Source organism: Lamprocystis purpurea DSM 4197, from assembly GCF_000379525.1.
In the GTDB taxonomy this organism is placed as follows: Bacteria; Pseudomonadota; Gammaproteobacteria; order Chromatiales; family Chromatiaceae; genus Thiodictyon; species Thiodictyon purpureum.
This window is the reverse complement of record NZ_KB902520.1, coordinates 1-25741: the sequence shown is the minus strand read 5'-3', so window position 1 is coordinate 25741 and position 25741 is coordinate 1. Positions and strand designations below refer to the sequence as shown.

The following is a 25741-nucleotide window of genomic DNA, read 5'->3' as shown; positions in this document are numbered from 1 at the left end:
ACCCACCATCGGCTCGGATGTAGGTGCGACTTCAGTCGCACCGATTCGGACGCAGGTGCGACTGAAGTCGCACCTACATTGACCGGTATCTAGATTATCGGAAATCACCTAACCCCATGAAGGTCGATATCATCCTCAGCAAACGGGGCAGCGGCTACCTGGCACAGGTGAGCAACCTGCCGGAGATCCGCGCCAAGGAGGCGACCCGCGAAGCCGCGTTGCGCGGGGTCGAGCGGCGGCTGCGGGCCTATTTCGACCGGGTGGAACTGGTCCGCTTAGATCTCGGCGACAGCCGCTCGCTGCTTGAGCACTTCGGCAGCTTTTGCCGACGACCCGACCTTCGACGATTGGCAGGCGGAGATCGCCACCTACCGTCAGGAACACAACCGTCCGCCCCAGTAGGAAGATCGCTGCCATCGCGCTGAATCATGACGCCGTCCTCGTCACCCGCAACCGACGCGACTTCGGCCGTATCGCCGAGTTGGCGCTCGAAGACTGGACGCTCGAATGACTGAAGTGAACCGCCTGCACCAGACCCCGACGCGTCGGCCTCACCGTTGCGGGCGGCGGGGCCTTCGATCGGATCGATGCGCCGGACCGGCAGGGCGTTCCGGTTCAATTTGGCGGCCGGCCCGGTATACACTGGCGCCCACTGACGCCAGCCCTTCCGGAGCGCCCCATGACCTCAACCATCCTCGTCGGCAAAGGCCAAGTGCCGGTCGCCATTTCCTTGCGCATGGCCAACCGCCACGGTCTGGTGGCCGGGGCAACCGGCACCGGCAAGACCGTGACCCTGCAACGCCTGGCCGAGCAGTTCAGCCGCGCCGGGGTGCCGGTCTTCATGGCCGATGTGAAGGGCGATCTGGCCGGCATCAGCCAGCCCGGCGGCGGCAACAAGAAGGTGGCCGAGCGGGTCGCGGAACTGGACCTGGAACAAACGGAAGGCTTCGACTATGCCGCCAACCCGGTGATGTTCTGGGACATCCAGGGCAAGCTCGGACATCCGGTGCGCACCACCATCAGCGAATTGGGCCCCATGCTGCTGGGCCGGCTGCTGGAACTGAACGACGTTCAGGAGGGCGTGCTCAACATCGTCTTTCAGGTGGCGGACGAGAACGGCTGGCTGCTGCTGGATCTCAAGGACCTGCGCGCCTTGCTCACCCATGTCGCCGAGCAGGCCGAGACGCTCCAGACCCGTTACGGCAATGTCTCCAAGGCCAGCGTCGGGGCCATCCTGCGGCGTCTGCTGGCCCTGGAGCAGCAGGGCGCGCAGGTGCTCTTCGGCGAGCCCTCGCTGACCCTGGCGGATATGATGCAGACCGACGAGCACGGGCACGGCTATGTGAACATCCTGGCCGCCGAGACGCTCATCCATACCCCGGCGCTCTACTCGACCTTCCTGCTGTGGCTGCTCGCCGAACTGTTCGAGACCCTGCCGGAGGTCGGCGACGCGGACAAGCCGAAGATGGTCTTTTTCTTCGACGAGGCGCACCTGCTGTTCAACGATGCGCCTAAGGTCCTGCTCAACAAGATCGAACAGGTGGTGCGGCTGATCCGCTCCAAGGGCGTGGGGGTCTATTTCGTCACCCAGAGCCCGCTTGATGTCCCCGACACCGTCCTGGGCCAGCTCGGCAACCGGGTTCAGCATGCCCTGCGCGCCTTCACGCCGCGCGATCAGAAGGCGGTGCGGGTGGCGGCGGAGACCTTCCGCCAGAATCCGGATTTGGACACCGCGACCGTCATCACCGCGCTGGGCGTCGGCGAGGCCTTGGTCTCCACCCTGGATGAACAAGGCATTCCGGGTATCGTGCAGCGGGTCACGGTCGCCCCGCCGGGGAGCCGGCTCGGTCCGGTGGACGACAGTGAACGCCGGGCGGTCATGGACCAGTCACTGGTCAAGGGGGTCTATGACGTGACCATCGACCGGGTCTCGGCCTACGAACTGCTGGAGCAGCGCGCCGGCGCGGCGGCCACCGCCGCCGCGACCCCCGCGGCGGCCGGCTGGGGTGACCTATTCGGCAGCGGGAGCGGCACCAAGCCCAAAGGCAGCGGTTCGAGCAGCCGGCAGAGCCCGCTCGAAGCCTTTGCCAGCAGCGCCGCCCGCTCGCTGGGGACCCAGATCGGCCGCCAGTTGATGCGCGGCGTCATGGGTTCACTCTTCGGCACCAAGCCCAGCGGCAAACGCTGAGCGGGGGGCGGTTATCGTGCGCCAGCGCAGCAATTCCAAAACTGGGGACATTGCACCACCCCTGGTGGATGCGGCGCGCGCGACCGCCGTGCCGGTTCCCTGACACCGAGCGGCGCGCCTTATCCACCCTACGACTACGACTGATTACGACGGAGCCGGCGTTTGTAGGGTGGATAAGCGCAGCGCATCCACCATCAGCCTCGCCGCCGGGACGCCGCCGGCGGCCACCAAAATTTGGAATTCCTGGCGCCAGCAGCGCACGCCGGCTTTCGCGGTAAACTAGGGCACCGTCGCAACTGGAGATCTCCACCATGGAAACCTACGCCTTTTCATGCGAACTGGATGTTCGCGACTACGAATGCGACATGCAAGGGATCGTCAACAATGGGGTCTACCAGAACTATCTGGAGCACGTCCGTCACCTGTATCTCAAGGAGGTTGGCATCGACTTCGCCGAGTACACCAGGAACGGGATCAATCTGGTCGTGGTGCGGGCGGAGCTCGACTACAAATCCTCGCTGACCAGCGGAGACCGCTTCCTGGTGGGGCTCAACCTGGTTCGTCAGTCCAAGCTGCGCTTTGCCTTCCTGCAGGACATCTTCCGCCTCCCGGACGAAAAGCCGGTCATGTCGGCACGCGTCATCGGCACCGCGCTCAACGCTCGCGGCCGCCCCCAAATCCCGCCGGCAATGGATGCGCTGCTGGTCTATGGCGGCGCGTCGCGCGCGTGAGCAAGTCTGCCCTCGCCTTCTGGACTATCGGCCCCGGCCAGGGTGAACTGCGCCCCGAGCCGCTAAACGACCCGCAAGCGGGCGACTGTCTGATCCGTGCGCTCTACAGCGGCATCAGCCGCGGCACCGAGTCGCTGGTCTGGCGTGGTGAAGTGCCGGCGAGCGAGTACGCGACCATGCGCGCACCCTTCCAGACGGGTGACTTCCCCTGGCCGGTCAAGTACGGCTATTGCAGCGTGGGGTTGGTCGAGGAGGGGCCGACGCCCCTGCTGGGCCGGGCCGTCTTCTGTCTCTATCCGCATCAGACCCGCTATCGGGTTCCGGCGACCGCGGTCCATCCGCTGCCCGCCGCGGTGCCGCCGGGACGCGCCGTGCTCGCCGCCCTGCTGGAGACCGCGGTCAACGGACTCTGGGACGCCGCGCCCCGCATCGGGGATCGAATCGCGGTCATCGGCGGCGGCACCCTGGGCTGCCTGTGCGCCTGGCTTGCCGGGCGCCTACCCGGCTGCGCGGTGACGCTGATCGACACCAACCCCAACCGGGCGGAGATCGCCGCCGCCTTGGGCCTGGCGTTCGCGGCACCGGGTGCGCACGGCGCGGACGCGGATCTCGTGATCCACGCCAGCGGGTCACCGGCCGGACTGGTCGAGGCCCTGCGCATCGCGGGCTTCGAATCCACGGTCCTGGAGCTGAGTTGGTACGGCACTCGCGCCGTCACCCTTCCCCTGGGCCAGGGATTCCACCAGCGGCGGCTCAACCTGCGCTCGTCGCAGGTGGGGAGCATCGCGGCGGCGCAGCGGGCGCGCTGGGATTACCACCGCCGTCTGGCACTCGCGCTGTCGCTGCTGGACGACCCAGTCCTCGATCGGCTGATCACCGGCGAAGATTCCTTCACCGACCTGCCCGCGGTCCAGGCGCGCCTGGCCCGGGGGCCGGGCGACACCCTGATGCACCGCATCCGGTACCCCTGAGGAGATGACTGATGTACAGCCTCTGCGTCCGCGACCACATGATGATCGCCCACAGCTTCCGCGGCGAAGTGTTCGGACCCGCCCAGCGGCTTCATGGGGCCACCTATGTGGTGGATCTGGAGTTTCGTCGCCCCGCGCTGGACGCGGACAATCTGGTCGTCGACATCGGGCTCGCCGGACAGGCGTTACGCGGCGTGCTGGCCGACTTCGACTATCGGAACCTCGATGAGCATCCGACCCTGCGCGCGCAGAACACCACCACCGAATTCCTGGCCCGACAGGTGTTCGACGGCATGGCCGCCCGCCTCGCCGCCGGTGAACTGGGCGAAGCGGCGCGCGGCATCACTGCCCTGCGTGTGGTACTGCGTGAGTCGCACCTCGCCTGGGCTGCTTACGAGGCGGATCTAGTCGATCTTGATCAGTAAGGAACCGTTCACTAATAAGTTAAACAAGTCTATTGGGGGGCACCTTTGACGTCTCGGTCGTTGTCGTTGTCGTAATCGAGTTGAAGATCCCCGCGAGGATGCGTTTGTTCCGTGCGTGGCGATCGAAGCCTTCCAAGCGCTTGACGGCCTTGGACGCCCAAGCGACGGAGCGACTCGAAACCCGATCGCCATCGGGCTGCTCATTCCTAACTTGAATCGCTTATCCGATTACGATTACGACAACGACAACGACAACGACCGAGACGCTAAATTCGCGTTCACCTGGAACTGATTCTTGATGACCCGCCCCCCGCCGCCACTGTGGTTCCTGGTCCCCGGTGCCCTGGACACGCCCACCGGCGGCTACGAGTATGACCGGCGGGTCATCGCCGGTCTGCACGACCTGGGGTGGCAGGTGGAGGTCGGCCGCCTGGATGCGAGCTTCCCCGACCCGAGCACGGACGCGCTGACCGCCGCAGCGCGCACCCTGGCAGCGCTCCCCGACGGGGCAGCGGTGGTGGTCGACGGCCTCGCCTTCGGCGCCCTGCCCGCCGCGGCCGCGGCCCACGGCGGGCGCCTGCGGCTGATCGCCCTGATCCATCACCCCCTGGCCGCCGAGAGCGGGCTCGCTCCCGCACGGGTCGCCGCCCTGCGCCAATCGGAGACCCGCGCGCTCGCCGCCGCGCGCGGGGTGGTGGTCACCAGCGTCGCGACCGCCGACCTGCTGGGGGACTATCAGGTGCCGCGCACGCGCATCCGGGTGGTGGAGCCGGGCACGGACCCGGCCCCGGCCGCGCGGGGCTCGACGGGCGGACTCCTGCAACTGCTGTGTGTCGCCGCCCTCACCGAGCGCAAGGGGCACGACCTGTTGCTCCAGGCGCTCGCACCCCTGCGCGGTCGCGACTGGCATCTGACCTGTGTCGGCAGCCCCGCGCGTGATCCCGTCTATGCCGCCCGGTTGACCGCATTGTGCGGCGCCCTGGACCTGGCCGGGCGCGTCGCCTTTGCCGGCGTCCTGGACGATGCGGCACTGGTACGCTGCTATGATGGCGCCGACCTGTTCGTTCTGGCCACCCGCTTCGAGGGCTATGGTATGGCCTGCGCCGAGGCGCTGGCGCACGGCCTGCCGATCCTCGCCACCCGCGCCGGCGCCGTGCCCACGACTGTCCCACCCACGGCCGGACTGCTGGTCGCGCCGGACGACCCGGCCGCGCTGACGGCCGCACTCGCCCGCCTGCTGGACGAACCAAAGCTCCGTCACCGCCTGGCCGCCGGCTCCCGCGCGGCTGGCCTGGGCTTGCCGACCTGGCAGACCGCGGCGGCCGCCTTCGCCCGCTCCATCGAGGAACTCTGTGATGTCTGACTTCAGCCCGACCTGGCTCGCCCTTCGTGAGCCGGCGGATGTCCAAGCGCGTTGCGTTCACTTGGCGGAGCAGCTCGCCCAGTGGCTGGCAACCCGCCCGCTGCCCGCACCGGACGCTTCCCTGGACATTCTGGACCTGGGCTGCGGCACCGGCTCGAACCTGCGCTGGCTGGCCCCGCGCCTGCGCGGCCGTCAGGCCTGGACCTGTCTGGACCGGGACCCCGCGTTGCTCGCCGCGCTGCCGCACCGGACCGCCGCCTGGGCGCGCGACCGCGGCCTGGAGGCGACTGCGGAAGCGGCCGGGCTGCGCATCGACTGGGAGAATTCCCGCTGGGACATCGTGCCGCGCGCATATGACCTAATCCAGGGCGCCGCTGGCCTGAACCTTAAGGCCGGGACCCTGGTGACTGCCGCGGCCCTGCTCGACCTAGTCTCCGAACCCTGGCTGCTCGACCTGCTGCGCACCGCCGCGGCGGCCGGTTCGCCGCTGCTGCTGGCCCTGACCTACGACGGCCGGGCGGGGCTGGAGCCCCGTCACCGACTCGACGGCCCGGTCATCGGCTTGGTGAACGCGCACCAGCGCCGCGACAAGGGCCTGGGACCCGCGCTGGGACCCAGCGCGTCCGCCCGGCTCGCGTACCTGGCGCGCACCCTGGGATTCACGGTGGAAACGGCGGACAGCGACTGGCTGCTGGCCCGTGAGCAGACCGCGCTCCAGGAAGCCCTGGTGGCTGGCTGGGCCGCCGCCGCGACCGAACAGTCCGCGGCTGAGCTTAGCCCGGCCCAGGCGGCCGAGCGTACCGCGGTCATCGCCGATTGGCGCGACACCCGTCTGGGGTGGATCGGCACCGGCGACTCTGAGATCACGGTCGGGCACCAGGACGCCTTGCTCCTGCCGCCTTAAGCCGATTTCCGAAGAACTTCGTACCACGCGGGCTCAACCTCCGGTGACCAGACCGACGCGACCGGAGGTCGACGCTTTAGCGGGAGGCGGCGCCGCGTTCGGCTGAAACCTCGCCCTCCGGTCTGTTGTGCGAGTGCAGCATGATCCGCAGGGGACTGTCGGGGCGACTAAAGTCGCCCCTACACGTCGCTAGATCATTTCACGGCAATCCCCTAATCACAGGATGCGCGTCACCGGCGTGAGCAGAGCCGCGGTGCTCCCACGCCTCAGGTCCAGGTCATACAGCAGGTCAGCGCCCATGCGGAAGAGCCGGACGACCGGCCGCGGCGCATCGGCGAGGCGCTCGGGGGCGGGGATGCGCAGTCCGGGCCGGCCGGTCCCGATGAGCAGGGGAGCGACGGCGATCTGCAGCCGGTCCAGCAGCCCGGCCGTCAGGAAGGCCGAGACGGTGGCCCCGCCGCCCTCGACGAAGATCCGCCGCAAGCCCAGTTCAGCCAGCGTCTCCAGCAGGGCAGTCAGGTCCAGACGGCCATCGCGGGTCGGAAGACCGATGATCCGCGCCTGGCCCTGACGATCATGGCCCGCGGTGACCTGTGCCCGATCGCAGCACAGCAAGGTCACGGCGGCCCCGTCGGTAAAAACCCGCAGATGAGAGCCAAGCCGACGCTGGCGGTCCAGGATGACCCGGACCGGATTCGCGCCCGGCACCAGCCGGGTGGTGAGCCGCGGGTCGTCGCGGGCGGCGGTCTCGGTCCCGACCAGCACGCCGTCGCTGAGCGCGCGCATCCGATGCAGGTGGCGAATGTTGTCCGGGCCGGTCACGAAGCAGGAGTCGCCGTTGGCGGTCGCGATGTAGCCGTCCAGGCTCTGTCCCAGGTGCGCGGTCACCCGACAGCCGTCCACCACCGGGACGCACAAGGGCAGGTAGAGGTCGAGCAAATCGCGTTCGACCGGGTCCGCGGCCGGACGCGCCGCGACCCAGCCCTGATCCGGGCGCCAGGTCCAGTGACGATTCCCAGGATCTCCGACCCGCAGTGCGTCCGGGATGCCATCCGCGTCGCCACACAACCGCGACGGATGTCGCGGGTCCGTCGCGGTGCGGCGCGCATACCCCGCGAGCGCACGGATCACGCGCCAGGCGCGCGCCTCCGCCGGGAGTGGAACCCCGTGCTCAACCGTGTCGCCGCATGCCATCAAGGTTTGATCCATCGCCGATTGGACGGGACTCGTGTGGGAAGAATGCTGTCGCGAACGACTCGTACCTCGTACCAACTTAGGTTGCACCGTCATTCCGGCAGGATGCCGGAAGGAAGTCGCCACGGATGGTAACCCTCAGCGAGTAAGTATCCGCAAGATAAGCTGGAACGTCCTACTATAGCCGCCGGACGTGATAACCGGCTGTAGTGGCGGGTTTGAAACCCGCCCCTACACCAAGGTCTGTCCGGATATTCGATGCGATGGCGATAGCATTGGGGCGCACCCACGGGATCTCGACCGGACCGCGGGGGCTCCGCCGCGCGGGAATCGACGCGTGCGCACAGCGCTCGCGACTTGGCTAATCGTGATTCTCCCCAAGTTCGGGTAGATCGCCGACAAGACGTCGGCGCAACGCGTCACCACCTGTCCCGCCGAGGCCCTCTATGCCTGCCGCACTACCGCCGATCACACCGATCGACTACCGCCCGCGCCGCTGGGCCTTCGCCCTGCTCGTGACCTGCACGGTAGTCGGGATGGCCGCCCTGATGGTCGCAGCCCTGGCGGGCAACGGGTTCGACGCCTGGGACTGGGCCTTGACCCTGTGCTTCGTACTCACCCTGCCCTGGACCGTCATCGGGTTCTGGAACGCGGTCATCGGGCTGATCCTGATGCGGCGTCCGCCCGCTGCCCGCTCTGGACTCGATGACGGTGATCAGACGGCGCCCATCACCCTGAATACCGGCATCCTGAGCTGCATCCGCAACGAGTCGGTGACGACGGTTGCCCGCAACCTGGACCGGATGATTGCCGGACTCACCGCGTCCGGCCACGGTGACCATTTTCAGATCTGGGTCCTCAGCGACTCGGATCGTCCCGATTGTCTCGCGGCCGAGACGGCGGCCGTCGAACGGCTGCAACGGGACTGGGCCGGCCGCCTGACGATCGGCTACCGCCGCCGCGACCGGAACCCGGGCTACAAGGCGGGCAACATCCAGTCGTTTCTGGCGGATCAGGGCAGGGACCTGGACCTCGCCCTGGTCCTGGACGCCGACAGCCTGATGGAAGCACGCGCCATCCTGCGCCTGGTGCGGACCATGCAGGCAAACCCGCGCCTGGGCATCCTCCAGACGCTCGTCGTCGGCCTGCCCACCGCGAGCGCCTTCGCCCGCGCCTTCCAGTTCGGGATGCGGCTGGGAATGCGCTCCTACACCCTGGGCAGCGCCTGGTGGCAAGGCGATTGCGGACCCTATTGGGGCCATAACGCACTGCTGCGGGTCGCACCCTTCCGGGAACACTGCGCACTGCCGCGGCTGCCGGGCCGCCCGCCGCTGGGAGGCTGGGTGTTGAGTCACGACCAGGTGGAGGCGGTGCTGATGCGCCGCGCCGGGTACGCGGTGCGGGTGCTGCCGACGGAGGGCGGCAGTTGGGAGGAGAACCCGCCGACGCTGCTGCAGTTCATTCGCCGGGACCTGCGCTGGTGCCAAGGCAATATGCAATACCTCAGGCTGCTGCGCCTGCCGGGGCTGCGGCCGGTCAGCCGGGTGCAACTGGTACTGGCCATCCTGATGTTCCTGGCGTCACCCGCGTGGGTCGCCCTGATGGCGATCCTGGCACTGCGTCCGGGCCTGGCCGCGGACCCTGGGGCACTGGTGGACCCGGCGCTGGGGCTCATGCTCTTCACCCTGCTCATGGTGATGGTCTTCGCGCCAAAGCTCGCCGCGCTCACCGATCTGCTGCTGACCCCCGACGCGCGCTGCGCCTTCGGCGGGGTCGGGCGGGTGCTCGCAAGCACCGTGGCTGAAATCCTGTTCTTCACCTTGCTGGCCCCGGTGATGGCCATCGCCCACACCCTATTCATCGGCGGCCTCGTAGTCGGCCGCACCCTGGGCTGGGACCCGCAGCAGCGCGGCGGTCATCCGGTCGGTTGGGCCGAAGCGCTGGTCCGACTCTGGCCCCAGACGCTGGTGGGAGTGGCCGCCTTGGTCTGGCTGGGAACCACGGCGGGCGCCGCGGCCTTCTGGTTATCCCCCTTTTTCCTGGGAGCCTTGGTCGCGGTGCCGCTGGCCGTGGTCAGCGCCTCGCCGCGGCTCGGCATCGCGCTCACCCGACTGGGACTCTGGCGGATTCCGGAGGAGACCGCGCCCGGCCCGCTGCTGCGTTCACTGGACCTGCCGGCGCTGGCGGCGATCCGCGACGACCCCGACCGCCGAATCGCCGCGGCTGCCGCTGAAGCGGTCGAGTAGATTGCCTTAAATGATGCCTTCGCGCTGCAACTGCAGGGTCAAGACCTCGAGTTGGACGTCGAGCTGATCCAGATCGCTCGCCAGCAAGGCCTGCTGCTGCTCCCGAAAGACCTCCTCGACCGTGATCAATGCGCGGAGAAAGCGCTCGTCGATATCGGGCGCACTGATATGCTGGTGCGTCTTCGCATAACCGGCGACGACGCGCTGGACTCCATCAAGGTAGACGTTGAGAAACTTGCGGGCACGGCGCAGATCGCGCGGATCGTCCTCCAGTCGGTTCAGGATGGCACGCGCGAGCCCGGTGATGCGCCGCAACCGGGCGCCGAGGTCAGGCTGACGGATGTCGCGGCCTGCCTGCTCAATCGCGGTGATGGTTTCCTGCGCCTGCGCCAGGGCGGCGCGCGCCTGTTTGCCCAGCGCGCGATCGTTGGATCTCACGGGGGACCAGTCGAAGCCGTAGGCGAGGTAGCAGCCGAGCAGGGCGAGGAGCGCAAAGGCGGCGGCAATGACCGGATGGTGACCGACCCCGAGCCAGGCGGTCACCCCTGTGGCAAGGCCGATGAGCACGCTGCCCAGCAGCTTGAAGGGCCGACGCCCGCCGACGGCAACCCCTGGGACCAGGAGCCCGCGCCGGACCAGCAATGCGCCGCCGAGGAACAGTCCGTAGCCGAGCGTGTCGCCGAGCAAGGGCCAGATCTGTCCGCGGGCGAGTGCGACGACGGCCGCCGCCGCGACCGGCAGCGGCACCAGAAACAGCAGCAGCCCCGCGAAGGGTGAGGGCGACGCGGCGTCCGGTCCGGCGTCGTGGCGCATCACGTGCCGCCACAGCAACAGCAAGCCGACGGCGGCAACCAGGAAGACAGCAGTCAGCAACAGCAGGCGCGGCATGGCGTCACTCCGTCAGCCGGGCGCGACAACGGCGCGCTGCACGCTGCCGGCCGCGGCGGGGGTGGAGCAGGAAACCAGCAGCGCCTGCCCGGAGGCGACACCGGCGGCGGCTAGAATCAGCAGGATGCCGATCAGCTTGCGCAGACGTTCAGGCATGGGTAAAGCACTCTAGGGGTGATGGGTGAATTCATGTAGCCTTCGGACGTGTTAACCGGCCGTAGGGGCGGGTTTCAAACCCGCCCCTACACGAAGGTCTGTCTGGATATCAGGTGCGAACGCTATAGATCCTAATTCCTGTGACATCTGCGATGGAAATCAGCCGCGCTGACGCTCCTCCCACAACCCGCGCACCTCCCCGACGCTCAAACCAGTCTTCTCCGCCAGCAACTGGTCATCGGCAATCAAGTCGAGCAGACTTTGCGCAATACGCCTGCGTTCCTGCAGTTGACCTTCCTCCCGCCCCAGTTTCCGCCCCTGATGCACCCCCCAGCCATAGGAGGATTCCACCATGCTGGCCTGCTGGTGCAAATCGTCCTGATAACGCGCGTAGGCCCGCCGCTCGGCCTCGGGGAGTTTGAGAATATCCAATTGCTCCTTGGCCTCTTGCAGTCCCCGCGCGGAGAAGCCGTCCGGCACTTCCTCGTGCTTGAGAAAATAGATCCATTGGTCCAGTGAGTCACGGGCCACGTCATCGAACTGATTGACCTTGATCAGATAATATTCCGGAAACAGCGCGTGCGGCTCCTGGCGCCGGTAGAGGTCCTGTTGCGCCTCGCTCAGTCGCAATTCATCCTGCCGATGCAGGCCGATAAACCGGGTGGCACCATGATAAATGTAGTCCTCGCCCTGGCCCAGGTCGAAATACAGGATGCTGACCGAGACGACCTTGACCACCTCGCCATAGGGCTGGCCCTCATCGAGGTTCTCCACCACTGTCCGCGCCGTGCTGTGCAGAATGCGCTGCAAGTAATCAAATTGCCGCTGGTACTGCACCTCGATCAGGATGATTTCACCACCCGCATTGCGCGCCTTCAAGTCCCCGCGATTCTGTTTGTCGGCCGCCGTTTCCTTATTGCTCTCGCTCTCCAGGATTTCCAGGATTTGAATCTCCTCGCGCAGCAGCTCGGTGAGAAACCCTTCGAGAATCCCGAAATGGGCTTTGCTGCGCAGCAGGCGCTTCATTGCCCAGTCGAAACTGATCAAGCGGCGATGGCGTTTCATACGAAAATCTCAGTCTTGAAACTGGCGATTAGCGTCCATCCGTTTTTGCAGGACACGAACAATCAAAATGCGGTCACCCACGGTACGGTAGAAGACAACGTGGCTCTAGTGGCCGAAGCGCCGATAGCCCGGTCGAGTCTCATCCGCAGCGCGACCCATCCCCGGGTTCTCGCTCAAGAGACCGAGGCAGCGGCTCAGCGACTCGAAATAGCGTTCGGTATGGATGGGGCCAAAATCGATGATCGAGCGGTCGAGGATCGCCTCGATGTCCTGGGCAGCGGCCTGTGACAATTCATACATCGAGTCCGTGCCGCGCCTTCACGGTATTCCAGATCTCGACGAGCGTCCGTTCGCAGGGGCCACTGGCCTCGCCCGCGACCAGCGCGGCGACCAGAGTCTCGCGGCGGTCCTGATACTCCTGGTCACGACGAATCAGGTCCAGGACATAATCGCCGGCATTGCGGTACTGGCCGCTCTTGATTTGCGCCTCGACCCACCGCTGTACGGGGTCGGGCAAGGACAGGTTCATGGTTGCCATCGGCGATACCTCCTGCTGCAAAGATGACACACCGTACCGATTTTTCCAACCGTCGCCGGCGGGGAACCGCACGGTGGGTGGGCAACGAAGCGTTCCTCGCCAAGTGGCGGGGGCAGGTCGCGTTGCCGGCCGGGAAATGGCAACGGCCTTACCTCACCACCGTCAACCGCGCCGCCCTCGGCCGCTCGGTCTCCGTCGCCGCGGCGGGTGTCATCGCCGGCAGGGTCCCGCGCTGGTAGGAGACCGTCACCGCCTCATTGCCGAGCAATCGCCGCAGTTGTTTCAACAGGGCATCGCGCGGCTGCACCCGCCACGCCTCGCCGCACAACAGCCGGCCGCTTACGCCGGGGCGGCGGTAGTCGATGACCACGCGTAGGTCGCCGCCGCGGAAGGGCTCCAGAGCGGCCTGGACCTGGGCGACCAGGGCCAGGCCGCTGGCATGCGCCGCCGGGTCGGCGAGGTCGAGTGTCAGCGCCAGATGGTCGGCCTGGGATTCGCGTGCCTGCTCGAAGGTGCGCAGGTCATCCGCGCGCAGGGTCCAGGCGCCGCGGAAATCGTCGAAGTTCAGTGAACCGGTGACGGTGATCAACTGATCCGGAACCAGCAGGTTACGCGCCTGCTCATAAAGCTCGGAGAAGACCGTGACCTCCATCCGCCCGGTGCGGTCGTCGAGCAGCACCGAGCCCATGCGTCCGCGCGGGGTCTTGCTATGACGCACGCTGACCACCAGCCCGGCGATGCTGCGGCGGTCGCGCTCGCGGCGCTTGCTGTCCCAGCGCTCGGTCTCGGCCGGGTCGCGCTCGGTCTCCAACAGGCGGGCGATGCGGTTGGTGGTGCCGACCATGGCGTCGATCTCGGCGGCATAGCGGTCGATGGGGTGCCCGGTCAGATAGAGTCCCAGGGTCTCACGCTCACCCGCCAGGCGCTGCTCCTCGTCCCAATCCTCGCGGGTGTCGGCCGCGATCTGCGGGTCGGGGGCGCGGGCCGGCGCCGCCGCGCCGCCCGGCGTCCCGAAGAGGTCACCGAACAGGTCGCCCTGCCCCGCCGCCTGGGTCTCGCGATGCTGCTCGGCGAACTTCAGCGCCAAGGGCAATTGTGCCATCAGGGTCGCCCGGTTGGGGGCGAGCCCGTCCAGCGCGCCGGCGCGGATCATGCTCTCCAGCACGCGCCGGTTGGCCTTGTGCAGGTCGATGCGTCGGCAGAATTCCCACAGATCCTTGAAATGCCCGCCGGTGCGGCGCGCCTCCAGCATGGCCTCGATGGCGGACTCACCCACCCCCTTGATGGCACCCAGGCCATAGATCACGGTGCCGCCGTCGGCGATGGTGAAGCGGTATTCGGAGGCGTTGACCGCCGGAGATTCGACTTTGAGACCCATGGCCCGACATTCCTCGATCAGGGTCACCACCTTATCGGTGTTGTCCATGTCCGCCGAGAGGACGGCGGCCATGAAGGCGGCCGGATAATGGGCCTTGAGCCACAGGGTCTGATAGGAGACCAGGGCATAGGCGGCGCTGTGTGACTTGTTGAAACCGTAGCCGGCGAACTTCTCCATCAGGTCGAAGATGTGCGCCGCCACCGCGCCATCCACACCGCGCTTCTCCGCACCTTCCTGAAAAAAGGCGCGCTGTTTGGCCATTTCCTCGGCCTTCTTCTTGCCCATGGCGCGGCGCAGCAGATCGGCCCCGCCAAGCGAGTAGCCGGCCAGGACCTGGGCGATCTGCATCACCTGCTCCTGGTAGAGGATGACACCGTAGGTCGGCTGGAGGATCGGTGCCAAATCCGGATGGGGATAGGCGACCTCGGCACGGCCGTGCTTACGGTTGATGAAGTCGTCGACCATGCCCGACTGCAGCGGTCCGGGCCGGAACAGCGCGACCAGCGCGGTGATTTCCTCGAAACAGTCGGGCTGGAGTTTCTTGATCAACTCCTTCATGCCGCGCGATTCGAGCTGGAAGACGGCGGTGGTCTCGCATCGCTTGAGCAGTGCAAAGGCGGTTTGATCGGCCGGGTCGATACGGTCGATATCCAGCGGTTCGGTACCGGCCGGCCGGCGCGCGTTGATCGTCTTGAGCGCCCAATCGATGATGGTGAGGGTGCGCAGCCCCAGGAAGTCGAACTTGACCAGACCGGCCGCCTCCACGTCGTCCTTGTCGAACTGGGTGACCAGATTCTCACCGCCGGGCTCGCAGTAGAGCGCTGAGAAGTCGGTCAGCTTGGTCGGGGCAATGACTACGCCGCCGGCGTGCTTGCCGGCGTTGCGGGTAAGCCCCTCCAGCTTGCGCCCCATGTCGATAAGGGTGCGCACCTCCTCGTCGTCCTCATAGGCGGCCTTCAAGTCGTCGCTGTCGGTCAGCGCCTTGTCCAGGGTCATGCCCAGCTCGAAGGGAACCATCTTGGCTACCCGGTCGACGAAGCCATAGGGGTGTCCCATGACCCGGCCGACATCGCGCACCACCGCCTTGGCGGCCATGGTGCCGAAGGTGATGATCTGCGACACCGCCTCACGGCCGTAACGCTCGGCCACATAGTCGATCACCCGATCGCGGCCTTCCATGCAGAAGTCCACGTCGAAGTCGGGCATGGACACCCGCTCGGGGTTCAGAAAACGCTCGAACAGCAGATCGTGATAGATCGGGTCCAGATCGGTGATCCCCAGCGCATAGGCGACCAGCGAGCCGGCACCGGAGCCGCGGCCGGGGCCGACCGGGATGCCGTTGGCCCGCGCCCAGGCGATGAAATCGGCGACGATCAGGAAATAACCGGGGAAGCCCATCTGGCAGATGACGCCCAGTTCCAGGTCGAGCCGCGCCGCGTAGGCGCGGCGGCGCTCGTCCGGATCGGGCGCACCCGTCAGGATACCGCGCGCGAAGCGGCGCTCCAGCCCCTGGCGGGCCTCGGCGTGAAAATGTTCATCGACGGTCATGCCCGCCGGCACCGGGAAGTCCGGCAGATAGTTCTTACCGAGTTCCAGTTCCAGATTGCAGCGCTTGGCAATCTCGACCGAATTCTCCAGCGCCTCGGGGCAGTCGGCGAACAGCTCCACCATCTCCGCGGGGCTGCGCAGGTATTGCTCCTCGCTGTAGATGCGCGGCCGGCGCGGATCGTCCAGGGTGCGGCCCTCGTGGATGCAGACCCGCACCTCATGGGCCTCGAAATCCTCGCGGGCGAGAAAGCGCACGTCGTTGGTCGCCACCACCGGCACGCCCTTGGCCAGCGCCAGGTCGACCGACAATTCGATCAACTCGGCCTCCTGCTCGCGGCCGGTACGGATCAACTCCAGGTAATAACGGTCGCCGAAGATCGTGCGCCAGTCATCCAGGAGAAACTCGGCCACCCCGCGGTTGCCGGCCAACAGGGCCTGGGCCACATCACCGCCGGGACCGCCGGACAGCGCAATCAAACCCTGCGGCGCGGCCGCGATCCAGCCCCGCTCCACCTGCGGCACGCCCAGATGCTGCCCCTCCACATAGGCACGCGAGATCAGCCGCGTCAGGTTGCCGTAGCCCTGCTTATCCTGGACCAGCAGCACCAGCCGATGCGGCTTGTTCGCATCCGTCGGATTCTTCACCCACAAATCCGCCCCGGCAATCAGCTTGACCCCGGCCGCCAAGGCCGCCTTGTAGGAGCGCACCAGGGCGAACAGGTTGCACTGATCGGTCACCGCGACCGCCGGCATCCCCCCGGCGCGCAGCGCCTTGACCAGCGGCTTGACGCCCACCAGGCCGTCGACCAGTGAATATTCCGTGTGCAGGTGCAGGTGAACGAAGCGAGGTTCCATGGCGAGCTCGACTGCTTGAAAATGACGCGGGGCGGACGGGGTTCGGGCGTGCGAGTCTACCAACCTCCCGGCACCGGCGCGGACTCTTCTCGTGGTCGATTTCTAGTGCGTTGTTTTCCTGTGGAAGCGCGGACAGGCGGGGCAGCCGGATACGACGCTATCAAGAATCAAGCGCCGTAGGAGCCCGCTTGCGGGCGACGTGACCTGCCGGAATCGAAGCCATTGTGCCCCCACCCGTCGCCCGCAAGCGGGCTCCTACGATCCGACCGAGGACGATGGCAGCGACCACATCAGCGCGTAGGATGGGCAGAGCGAGCGCGATGCCCATCCGGCCACCGCGACGCTTGAGGATGGGCATCGCGCTCGCTCTGCCCATCCTACCGAAAGGTCTGGCCCCAACAAACCACATCACTTCTGATCACACCCGGGGCATCCCAGCCCAGTCCCGGCGCCCGCTGTTCTATGCGATCATCCCGCACCATAGCGAAACTGCCCAGATCGACCGGCGCACACCGCGCAGGAGACCCCCATGACCCCGGAAGCCAAGGCACGCCAGCGGGTCGAACAGCGCCTGATCGGCACCCGCAATCTGGGCCAGCAGGCCCACCAGGAGTTCATGGCCTACACGCCGCCGGACGACGCGCGCACCTCCAGCGGACTCTACAATGTCCAGCGTCTCGCCGGCAACGCGATCTACCCCCAGGATGACCCTATTGCAGCAAGAGACCGTGGGCGGCCCTCCGATCTCCCCTGAAGCGTGCGTACAGTCCGGGTAAACCTATGAATGAATTAGCCAATTACGCGGGTTTGTTGACCGAGATCAAAGATCGCATCCGGGCCGCGCAGACTCGGGCGGTACTGGCTGTCAATGGCGAATTGATCGGCCTGTACTGGCGGATCGGCGGCTTGCTGGATGCCCGGCAGACGTCGGAGGGGTGGGGCGCGGCAGTGATCCCGCGGCTGGCGCGCGATATCCACAATGAGTTACCCGAGCAGAAGGGCTTTTCGGAGCGCAACCTGAAGCGGATGCTCGCCTTCTATCGCGAATATCACGAGACGATCTGGCCTGACGGTGAGCTGGTGCCACAGGCTGTGGCACCAGCGGTTTGCAACGGCGGGGCAGAGAAAGTGCCACAGGCTGTGGCACTAACGGAGGCCGCCCTGCTGGCATCAGTCCCTTGGGGTCACCACCTGCTCTTGATGGAGCGTGTGAAAGACGGTGGGACGCGGCGCTGGTACATGGCTCAGACGCTGACCAACGGCTGGAGTCGTAACGTGCTGGCGTTGCAGATCGGAGGTCGGGCTCATGCCCGCCAAGGCGCACTGCCGAATAATTTTGCGGAGCGCTTACCATCCCCGCAATCCGACCTGGTACAGCAGGCCCTGAAGGACCCCTATGTATTCGACTTCCTCACCCTGGATGAGCCTTTTCGTGAGCGAGAGCTGGAAACCGGCTTGGTCCAGCACCTTGAGAAGTTCCTGATCGAACTCGGCCAGGGCTTCGCCTTTGTCGGTCGGCAATACCATGTCATGGTGGGCGAGAGCGATTTTTATATCGACCTGCTGTTTTATCACCTGAAGCTGCGCTGCTATTTGGTGATCGACCTCAAGCGCGGTGACTTCAAGCCGGAGTATGCCGGCAAGCTGAATTTCTACTGCAATGTCGTCGATGACACGCTGCGCCATGCCACGGACGCGCCGACCATCGGTCTGATCCTGTGCCAGGGCAAGGACCGGGTGCTGGCCGAATACGCACTGCGCGGTATCGACAAACCGCTGGGCATCGCGAGCTATGAACTGATGCGCGCCTTGCCCCAATCGCTGCAAAGCGCGTTGCCGAGCATCGAGTCGCTCGAAGCCGAGCTGGCGGACGCACTGAATGGCTCCGCGCCGGGCGCCGATCAGGAAAGCGAATTCATCCGTGCCTGGGACGAAACGGGCACCGGCGAGTAGACCCTGACCGCTTGCCCCGGGTACTGAACGTCCGTCAGCAACTCGTCGCCATGGCCTGAAGTTGGCTCCAGCTCAGGAAAAGTCGGTGGTTATGACCAGGCAGCGGGCGGAAATCCCAACGCCGGTAAAGGGAAGCGGTTGGCGCTCATTCCCCGCGCATCAGTGCGCCGAGTGCCTGCTGCGCCGCGGTGAGGGCGGTCGGCGTTAACGCGATAACCTGCTGCTCCGCGGCCTGGATTTCGCGACGTGCTTGGGCGACCACGACCGAGCGAACGTACTCGCTAACGCTGACATGGCTCAGCTCCGCCGCACGCGCAACGAACGTCTTGCTGTCCGGATCGAGACGGACCATGAGGCTGGTGGAGGCGTTGGCCATCAAAGGAGTCGCCGGATTGACGGTAGCACGTCGAAAATGTATCGCGCTGTGCAATACGTTGCAAGGAATCCGGGTCGGGTCAATGGCTGAGCGGCCTTGATCATCAACCGGGCTATCGCGTGATCGGCACGGTCGTCGGTCCGCACAGCGGACCCTACGGCCGTACGGTTCCAGGGCTCAAAACACCAGATTCAGCATACCGAGCGCCACCGCCAGAAACAGCAGGGTCATGATGCCGCCGGCACGCATGAAGTCGACCACGCGATAGTCGCCCGGCCCCATCAGCAGTGCGTTGACCTGGTGGGTGGGAAGGAAGAATGAGTTGGAGGTGCCGATGGCGACGGTCAGGGCGAAGACCGCCGGATTGGCGCCCACCCCCAGCGCGATGTTCACGGCGAGCGGCACCAGGAGGACGGTGGCGCCGACGTTGGACATGACCAGGGTAAAGCAGGTGGCGAGCCCCATGAGCGCGGCCTGGACGACCCACACCGGCTGGTCACCCATCACCGACAGGGTTTGATCCGCAATCCAGGCGGCGGTGCCGCTCGATTCGACCGCGAGCCCGAGCGGAATCAGCGAGGCGAGCAGAAAGACCGAGCGCCAGCTCACCGCTTTGTAGGCTTCCTCGATGGACAAGACCCCGGTCAGGATCATTCCCAGTGCCCCGACAAAGAGGGCGACCGCCAGGCGCAGGTCCGTAAACAGGAGCAGGAACAGCGTGATGACAAAAAACAGCAAGGCCGCCGGCACCTTGTGAGGACGCAGGTCCTCGTGAGGATATTCGGTGGTGACGACGACGAAATCCCGGTCGCGCTCCAGCCGGGCCAGATCCGCCCAAGTGGTGTGCACCACCAGCGCGTCACCGATCCGGAACGGGGTGTTGCGGACCCCGCCGGTCGCCACCGTCAGGTTCCCCTCGCCGCGCTGAATGGCGAGCAGCGAGAGCCCGTAGGTCTTGCGCATCCAGACATCGCGGGCGGTCTTGCCGATCAGACTGGAACCGGGGGCGATGACGAGTTCGGCGATACCGGCCTTGGTCTTGGAGAGCGCCTCGGCAAACAGATCCAAGTCCGGCTTGAAGGTCACTCCATAAGCCGCGGCAAACTGCTCGAAGGACTCCGGCTGCCCGAGCAGCGCGAGCGTGTTGCCCGCGGCGATGCCGAGCGTGCGGTCCACGCCGTCCGCGCCCAGCCGCAGCCCGTCGCCCTTCTCCACGGCGACCACCCGCACCCGCCACTCCCGCTCCATGGCGTCTACGCCGACCCCGACCAGGGGGCTGGAGGCCGGGACCCGCAACTCCCGGACCTCGACCGGGCCCAAGCCATAGGTCTCGGCGAAGTAGCGCATGGGGTCGCGTTCGTCAAGCTTGGCGGCGGCACGAACCGGCAGCACGAAACGCCCGGCGACCACGAAATAGATGATCCCGGTAAGCAGCAGGGCCACACCGATCGGGGTCACGTCGAACAGCTTGAAGGTCTCCATCGGCGCCACCCCGGTCGGGAGCGCCTGATTGGAGGTCAGGATCAGGTCGTTGAGCAGGATCAGAGGGCTGGAGCCCACCATGGTGATGGTGCCGCCCAGCAGGGCGCAGAAGCCCATGGGCATCAGCAGGCGCGACATCGGCAACCCGGTGCGGGCGGAGATGCGACTCACCACCGGCAGGAACAGGGCGGCCGCCCCGACGTTCTGCATGAAACTGGAGATGATCCCGACGGTACCGGAGATCAGGGGGATGATGCGCTTCTCCGTGGTGCCGCCCACCCGCATAATAAAGCCGGCCACCCGCGACATGAGGCCGGTGCGGTCAAGTCCAGCCCCGATGATCATCACCGCGATGATGGAGATCACCGCGTTGCTGGAGAACCCGTCGAACAGGTGCGCGGTCGACACCAGGCCCTGCTCCAGGCCCATCCAGGGGGCGAGCAGACTGGTCAGCCCCAGCAACACCATCACGGTGACCGCGGCAACGTCCACCCCCACCACCTCGAAGGCGAACAGATACACGGTCAGCACCAGAAAGCCCATGACCCAGGCGATTTCCACACTGGGGACCACCCCCGCCAGCCAGATCGCGCCGACGGCAAAGAGGACGGCGGCCAAATCCTTCTTGATACGGGACCAGAAAGTCGGGTGCATGGGTGCCTCGTGTACATTGTGGTGCGAGGTGCAATCGCTGGGGAATCGCACGGAAACATAATACCCCGAGTGCGACCTGTTTGACCCCCCCCTCTCGTCAACCGACCGGCCGACACCCGCCGACCTTCGGCGAACGCTGTCAATCGCCTTAAGAAACATCGGTAACCGGAAGGGAATAACGGAAGACGATGCACACAACCGCCCGAGAGTTCATGATAGCGATAACTTCCTTGGAGATTCTCCCCCGATGCTGTCGAAGACCACCACGCAACGCCGCCACCGGTTCGAGCATCTGGTCGATGAGGCGGAACGCGCGTTCCGCGAAGACCCGCGGCGCTACAAGCGTCGCCTGCTGTGGCTTGGCCTACTCGGTTACGCGGTCATCGGCGGCGCGCTGTTCCTGATCGTTGCCCTGATCGGCGGCACCCTCCTGGCCGCGACGCTCAGCACGGCCATGCTGGTACTGCTGATCAACTGGCAGTTGGTGATCGTGCTGCTCCTGCTGGCGGGGGTGCTGATCAAGGCGCTGTGGATCAAGATCGAGGCGCCGGAAGGCTATCGTCTGGAGCGTGCGAAATTCCCGGCCCTGTTTGCGGAGCTCGATGCCCTGCAACGCACCCTGGGAGCCGCACCCATTCATCGGGTCATTCTGACCGATGATTTCAACGCGGCCATCGTGGCGGTGCCGCGAATCGGCATCTTCGGGCCCTATCGCAGGACCCTGTCGGTGGGGCTCCCGCTGCTGCTGTCGATGGCGCCGGAGCAGGCGCGGGCGGTGCTGGCCCACGAGTTCGGCCATTTATCGTCCAACCGCTCGGGCTTCAACGCCTGGGTCTATCGGGTGCGTGCCAGTTGGGGGCGCATCCTGGAGGCCGTCGCGCAAACGCGGGGGATTGCGGCGGGCACGCTGCACCGTTTTTTCGATTGGTATACCCCCTATTACTGGGCCTACAGCTTCGCCCTGGCGCGCGCCAACGAGTACGAGGCCGATGCCGCCGCGGGTCAACTGACCTCCAGCGAGGACGCGGCCGCGGCCCTGGTCGCGGTTCACACCTACGGCGATCTGGCGGGGGAGCATTTCTGGTCGCCGCTGCTTGCCCGTGCCGATCACCAACCGCAGCCCGCGGTCCGTCCCTACACGGCGCTGCGCCAGTTCTTCAAGCAGCCGGTCATGGAAGCGGACGCATTTCAGGCGCGCATCGCGCCGCTGCTCGAACGCCGCACCGACCGCAGCGATACCCACCCCTGCCTGCGCGATCGTCTCGCCGCGCTCGGCCAACCGGCACGCCCACCCGGTCCGGTCGAGCAGTCTGCCGCGGAAGCCTGGCTCGGCGAGGGACTGCTGCCGATCCTCGCCACCTTCGACCATCATTGGATCAGCCGCAACCGGCTGCGCTGGCAGGGCCGCTACCGCAAGACACAGGAGACGCGCGCCGCGCTGGCGCAGCTCAAGACCAAGCCCGAGCGGGAACTGACCGCGACGGACCGCTGGAACCTGGCCTCCTGGAGCGAGCGCCTGGAACCGGGGCTGGACCCGCTGCCCCTGTATCAGGCGTATAAGGACATGAAGCCCGACGACGCGGATGTCGACTTCATGATCGGCAGACACCTGCTCGCCCGCTCCCAGCCGGAGGGGCTCGCTTATCTGGAGCGTGCCGCCGGCCAGCGTTCACTCACCCTCGACGCCTGCAACCTGGCCATCGCTTACCTGCGGCGCACCGGGGACGAGCCGGCCGTGGAGCGCTGGCGGATGCGCGGGGAGCAACATCAGGATCGGGAGGAGGCCGCCCGCCGGGAGCGGACCGGGGTCTCGCCGGACGACATCCTCATCCCGCCGCAGTTGCCGGGAGACGCGCTGCGCGACCTGCGGGTGCAGTTATTGGAGATCGGCAACATTCGGGATGCCTGGATCGTCCGCAAGGCGGTGCGTGAGTTCCCGGAGGACCCGGTTTATCTGATCGTGGTCCGGCTGCTGCCGTTCGCCAGCCAGCATTTCACGATGCAACGACTGGCCACGGAGATCCTCTGTCCAGGCTCCACCCTGTTCATCCTGCGCCGGAGGCTCCATCGCCGCTTACGCGGACAGGTGCGCGATCAGGGGCAACGCCTGCTGTAACCTTCGCACCGGATATCCAGACATGGCGTAGGGGCGGGTTTGAAACCCGCCCCTACGTCCGGTTATCGCGTTCGACGCCTGTATGAGGCGATTGGCCCTGCGGGCCAGGCGCGGCCCCCACGCGACTATTTGAGCGCCCGCACCTGATCCAACAGCTTGGGATCGTCCCACGCCCGCTCGCCGGCGGCGCTGTAGACCAGGCGGCCCTGCGGATCGATGACATAGGTCGTGGGCAAGCCCTTGAGTGGATAGCTCTGGGCAACCTTCGAGTCCAGGTCCATCGGCAGCGGAAAGTCGACCGGGGTCTCCTCCAGGAACTCACCGATCGCCTGGGCATCATCACCGACGTTGACGGCGATCACCGCAATCCCATCCGCCGACAGCGCCTCGTGAGCGCGCTGCATCGACGGCATCTCCGCCCGGCAGGGCGGGCACCAGGTGGCCCAGAAGTTGAGGATGACGGGCTTACCCCGGTAATCCGCGAGCCGCTGCTGGCGCTGCTCCGGGTCCTTGAGATCGAAAGCCGGGGCCATGGGCTGATCGGGTACGGGGGTCAGCGTCTGGTTGTCCTTGGCCGGGAGCCCGCCGAACGGCGCGGTCAGCAGCAACGCGGCCAGGCTCAGGAGCATCACGGGGCGCGACCGTCGTGATAGGGGTTGCATGGATTTCATAGGAGTCGGGTTACACGGAACTGTTGGGGGTTTACGACTCTATGGTACCGCTATACTCGCACCTCAACCGCCGCCCGCCAGTCCAACGACCGCAAGCCCCGTCATGAACCAAGCCAACCCGTCCCCGTGGCAACGCCTGGACACCCTGATGTGGTCCAACCGACTCGACCGCTTGCCGCGCTGGCAGCGGCGGCTGGTCTGGTTGGCGCGCCTCGTTTATGCCCTGTATCGCGACGCGACCCAAGGTTATCTGTCACTCCAGGCCATGAGCCTGGTCTACACGACCCTGCTCTCGCTGGTGCCGCTGCTGGCAGTGAGCTTCTCGGTACTCACAGCCTTTGGTGCCCACAATGCATTGGAGCCGCTGCTGCTGCACCTCATGGAACCGCTGGGCGATCAGGCACCGGAGATTGTGGGGAGCATCATCGGTTTCGTGGACAACACGCGGGTGGGTGTGCTCGGCTCAGTCGGCCTGGCGGTGCTGGTCTACACCGTGGTCTCGATGATCCAGAAAATCGAGCAGGTGCTGAACAACACCTGGCGGGTCGAGGAGTCGCGGCCCTTTGCCCAGCGGGTGAGCCAGTACCTGAGCATACTGCTGATCGGCCCCGTGCTCATCGTGACGATCCTGGGCCTCTCGACCGCGGCACGCCACACCGCCGTCGTGGAATCCATGCTGGCCGTCGAGCCCTTCGGTACCCTGATCGATGCCGGCGGTAATCTGGTGCCCTTCTTCCTGATCACCTTCACCTTTGCCTTCATCTACAGCTTCGTGCCGAATGCCCGGGTCAATTTCTACTCGGCCCTGATCGGCGCCCTGACGGCCGGGACCCTGTGGCAAACGGTGGGCTGGCTGTTCGCCCATTTTATGGTCAGCTCCACCAAGTACACCGCCATCTATTCGAGCCTGGCGATCCTGATCCTGTTCATGTTCTGGCTCTATATCGCCTGGCTCATCGTCCTCATCGGGGCCAGCATCGCCTTCTACCATCAGCATCCGGAATATCTCAGCAGCCGCTCGCGTGACCTGCGCCTCAGTAACCGCCTGCGCGAGCGCCTGGCATTGTTGGTGGCCGGCCATATCGCACGCAATTTCCTCCTAGGCACCAAAGCCTGGAACACGGCCGGCCTCGCCGCCGCCCTGGGCCTGCCCAAGACCAACATCAGACGGAGCCTGCACCTGCTGGAGCGCGAGGGCTTCTTACTGCGCACGGCCGATGAGCCGCCCTGCTTCATCCCGGCCACGGCCCTGGACAACACGCCTGTCAAATCCCTGCTGGATGCGGTGCGCTGCTTTGAGGAACGCGAGAGCGGCTGCCGTGTCGCGGTTGCGGATCGGGGCATCCAGGAGGTGGAGCGGCGGATCGATACGGCCATCGGGCAGGCCTTGGGTAAAATGACGCTGCGCGAACTGGCCGCGACCTTGGACGACCCAAGTGGATCAGCGGCGAAAGGAGCCGCCGAACAGACCGATCAGGCGGCATCCGGATAAGGAGCCGTTCACTCCGCGCCGATCAGTCTTTACGCGCGCCTGTTCACGGACGTGCGGCGGCGATGTGACTAAACTAGACTCAGGGCAGTATAAAGCCAGCAGTTGCACAAGAGGCCCCGACGTCCGTGAGCGACCAAATCAGTTTACCGGCCCTGTCGTATCCGAACGGTAGCAATGGTGCCGCCGTCGCGGCCACAATTCTGATCGTGGACGATCTGCCGGACAATCTAACGGTGCTGGCAGACATCCTGCTCCCCAATTATCGCGTGCTGGCCGCCTCCAGCGGAAAGCGTGCACTGAAGCTTATAGTGGACCCCATGTCCAGGACAGTTTTCCCCCGAATTTAAGTTGTCGTGCCGACGTTCATCGCAGCGGTTTGGCGCTGCCCCAGCCACCGCGGAGCGGTCGTTAAGACGGCATCCGCGCAGCGATTAAGAAAAGATCTGTTGCTGTTGCGCCGCAGGCGTTCTCAGCCAGCTCCGGCGGCCGTGCGGCGCAGTGTGGGCAAAGGGTGAATGAGTGTGGGCAAGGTGGGGGCAACGCGCCC

The 25741-nt window shown here is 66.2% G+C and carries 24 protein-coding genes; 14 read left to right on the top strand and 10 right to left on the bottom strand.

Annotated elements, in window-relative coordinates; genetic code table 11:
• Nucleotides 1-116: 116 nt before the first annotated feature.
• From A39O_RS0121610 to A39O_RS0121575, 8 genes are all read left to right on the top strand, one after another.
• On the top strand, nt 117-425 hold the full coding sequence (locus tag A39O_RS0121610) for a hypothetical protein (RefSeq protein WP_020506755.1): 309 nt from the start codon (nt 117-119) through the stop codon (nt 423-425).
• A gap of 254 nt (nt 426-679) precedes the next feature.
• The gene (locus A39O_RS0121605) at nt 680-2188 is read left to right on the top strand and encodes a helicase HerA-like domain-containing protein (protein ID WP_020506754.1); all 1509 of its coding nucleotides are present in this window, start codon (nt 680-682) and stop codon (nt 2186-2188) included.
• Between the two features lie 311 nt (nt 2189-2499).
• Nucleotides 2500-2919: an acyl-CoA thioesterase gene (locus tag A39O_RS0121600; RefSeq protein ID WP_020506753.1), complete on the top strand. Its 420-nt coding sequence runs from the start codon at nt 2500-2502 to the stop codon at nt 2917-2919.
• The gene (locus tag A39O_RS0121595) at nt 2916-3890 is read left to right on the top strand and encodes a zinc-dependent alcohol dehydrogenase (RefSeq protein ID WP_020506752.1); all 975 of its coding nucleotides are present in this window, start codon (nt 2916-2918) and stop codon (nt 3888-3890) included. Before A39O_RS0121600 ends, A39O_RS0121595 begins: the two co-directional genes overlap by 4 nt.
• A gap of 11 nt (nt 3891-3901) precedes the next feature.
• On the top strand, nt 3902-4315 hold the full coding sequence (locus tag A39O_RS0121590; protein ID WP_020506751.1) for a 6-pyruvoyl trahydropterin synthase family protein: 414 nt from the start codon (nt 3902-3904) through the stop codon (nt 4313-4315).
• Nucleotides 4316-4430: 115 nt separating this feature from the next.
• Nucleotides 4431-4607 (top strand): hypothetical protein, encoded by a 177-nt coding sequence (locus A39O_RS41835; protein WP_020506750.1) that lies wholly within the window; start codon nt 4431-4433, stop codon nt 4605-4607.
• A gap of 6 nt (nt 4608-4613) precedes the next feature.
• Entirely contained in the window at nt 4614-5678 is a 1065-nt protein-coding gene (locus A39O_RS0121580; RefSeq protein WP_020506749.1) for a glycosyltransferase family 4 protein, read from the top strand.
• Entirely contained in the window at nt 5671-6582 is a 912-nt protein-coding gene (locus tag A39O_RS0121575; RefSeq protein WP_020506748.1) for a class I SAM-dependent methyltransferase, read from the top strand. The genes A39O_RS0121580 and A39O_RS0121575 overlap by 8 nt, the downstream gene beginning before the upstream one ends.
• A gap of 216 nt (nt 6583-6798) precedes the next feature.
• On the opposite strand, the gene A39O_RS34555 is transcribed toward A39O_RS0121575, so the two are convergent.
• Nucleotides 6799-7776 (bottom strand): RibD family protein, encoded by a 978-nt coding sequence (locus A39O_RS34555; protein ID WP_157640318.1) that lies wholly within the window; start codon nt 7774-7776, stop codon nt 6799-6801.
• Nucleotides 7777-8222: 446 nt separating this feature from the next.
• Here A39O_RS34555 and mdoH point away from each other — a divergent pair, with 446 nt between their 5' ends.
• Nucleotides 8223-10022, top strand: coding sequence for a glucans biosynthesis glucosyltransferase MdoH (gene mdoH / locus A39O_RS0121565; RefSeq protein ID WP_020506746.1), 1800 nt, complete (start codon nt 8223-8225; stop codon nt 10020-10022).
• A 6-nt stretch (nt 10023-10028) separates the two neighbouring features.
• On the opposite strand, the gene A39O_RS0121560 is transcribed toward mdoH, so the two are convergent.
• The 6 genes from A39O_RS0121560 to dnaE form a co-directional block, all read right to left on the bottom strand.
• On the bottom strand, nt 10029-10910 hold the full coding sequence (locus A39O_RS0121560; protein WP_020506745.1) for a 5-bromo-4-chloroindolyl phosphate hydrolysis family protein: 882 nt from the start codon (nt 10908-10910) through the stop codon (nt 10029-10031).
• Nucleotides 10911-10922: 12 nt separating this feature from the next.
• Nucleotides 10923-11066 (bottom strand): hypothetical protein, encoded by a 144-nt coding sequence (locus A39O_RS41830; protein WP_020506744.1) that lies wholly within the window; start codon nt 11064-11066, stop codon nt 10923-10925.
• Nucleotides 11067-11225: 159 nt separating this feature from the next.
• Nucleotides 11226-12131 carry an Rpn family recombination-promoting nuclease/putative transposase gene (locus tag A39O_RS0121550; RefSeq protein ID WP_020506743.1) on the bottom strand — a complete coding sequence of 302 codons (906 nt, stop codon included), beginning with the start codon at nt 12129-12131 and terminating at the stop codon, nt 11226-11228.
• Between the two features lie 105 nt (nt 12132-12236).
• The gene (locus A39O_RS34550; protein WP_020506742.1) at nt 12237-12431 is read right to left on the bottom strand and encodes a type II toxin-antitoxin system RelE/ParE family toxin; all 195 of its coding nucleotides are present in this window, start codon (nt 12429-12431) and stop codon (nt 12237-12239) included.
• Nucleotides 12424-12669 carry a type II toxin-antitoxin system ParD family antitoxin gene (locus tag A39O_RS0121540; protein ID WP_020506741.1) on the bottom strand — a complete coding sequence of 82 codons (246 nt, stop codon included), beginning with the start codon at nt 12667-12669 and terminating at the stop codon, nt 12424-12426. Before A39O_RS0121540 ends, A39O_RS34550 begins: the two co-directional genes overlap by 8 nt.
• A 148-nt stretch (nt 12670-12817) precedes the next feature.
• The gene (gene dnaE / locus A39O_RS0121535) at nt 12818-16450 is read right to left on the bottom strand and encodes a DNA polymerase III subunit alpha (RefSeq protein ID WP_020506740.1); all 3633 of its coding nucleotides are present in this window, start codon (nt 16448-16450) and stop codon (nt 12818-12820) included.
• Nucleotides 16451-16979: 529 nt separating this feature from the next.
• Between dnaE and A39O_RS0121525 the strand changes: the two genes are divergently transcribed.
• Nucleotides 16980-17204 (top strand): hypothetical protein, encoded by a 225-nt coding sequence (locus A39O_RS0121525; RefSeq protein ID WP_020506738.1) that lies wholly within the window; start codon nt 16980-16982, stop codon nt 17202-17204.
• A gap of 26 nt (nt 17205-17230) precedes the next feature.
• Nucleotides 17231-18403 carry a PDDEXK nuclease domain-containing protein gene (locus A39O_RS0121520; protein ID WP_020506737.1) on the top strand — a complete coding sequence of 391 codons (1173 nt, stop codon included), beginning with the start codon at nt 17231-17233 and terminating at the stop codon, nt 18401-18403.
• Nucleotides 18404-18548: 145 nt separating this feature from the next.
• On the opposite strand, the gene A39O_RS0121515 is transcribed toward A39O_RS0121520, so the two are convergent.
• Nucleotides 18549-18779 (bottom strand): type II toxin -antitoxin system TacA 1-like antitoxin, encoded by a 231-nt coding sequence (locus tag A39O_RS0121515; RefSeq protein ID WP_020506736.1) that lies wholly within the window; start codon nt 18777-18779, stop codon nt 18549-18551.
• A 177-nt stretch (nt 18780-18956) separates the two neighbouring features.
• The gene (locus A39O_RS0121510; protein ID WP_020506735.1) at nt 18957-20915 is read right to left on the bottom strand and encodes an SLC13 family permease; all 1959 of its coding nucleotides are present in this window, start codon (nt 20913-20915) and stop codon (nt 18957-18959) included.
• A 247-nt stretch (nt 20916-21162) separates the two neighbouring features.
• Here A39O_RS0121510 and A39O_RS0121505 point away from each other — a divergent pair, with 247 nt between their 5' ends.
• A complete protein-coding gene (locus A39O_RS0121505) occupies nt 21163-23031 on the top strand; it encodes a M48 family metallopeptidase (protein ID WP_020506734.1) in 1869 nt (622 codons plus the stop codon).
• 125 nt (nt 23032-23156) lie between these two features.
• Here A39O_RS0121505 and A39O_RS0121500 read toward each other — a convergent pair whose 3' ends face one another.
• Nucleotides 23157-23660 (bottom strand): peroxiredoxin family protein, encoded by a 504-nt coding sequence (locus tag A39O_RS0121500; RefSeq protein ID WP_020506733.1) that lies wholly within the window; start codon nt 23658-23660, stop codon nt 23157-23159.
• A gap of 145 nt (nt 23661-23805) precedes the next feature.
• Here A39O_RS0121500 and A39O_RS0121495 point away from each other — a divergent pair, with 145 nt between their 5' ends.
• Both A39O_RS0121495 and A39O_RS41095 read left to right on the top strand, forming a co-directional pair.
• Complete coding sequence (locus tag A39O_RS0121495; protein WP_020506732.1) at nt 23806-25194, top strand: YihY/virulence factor BrkB family protein; 1389 nt, start codon at nt 23806-23808, stop codon at nt 25192-25194.
• A gap of 125 nt (nt 25195-25319) precedes the next feature.
• Entirely contained in the window at nt 25320-25541 is a 222-nt protein-coding gene (locus tag A39O_RS41095) for a response regulator (protein WP_157640317.1), read from the top strand.
• Nucleotides 25542-25741: the final 200 nt, after the last annotated feature.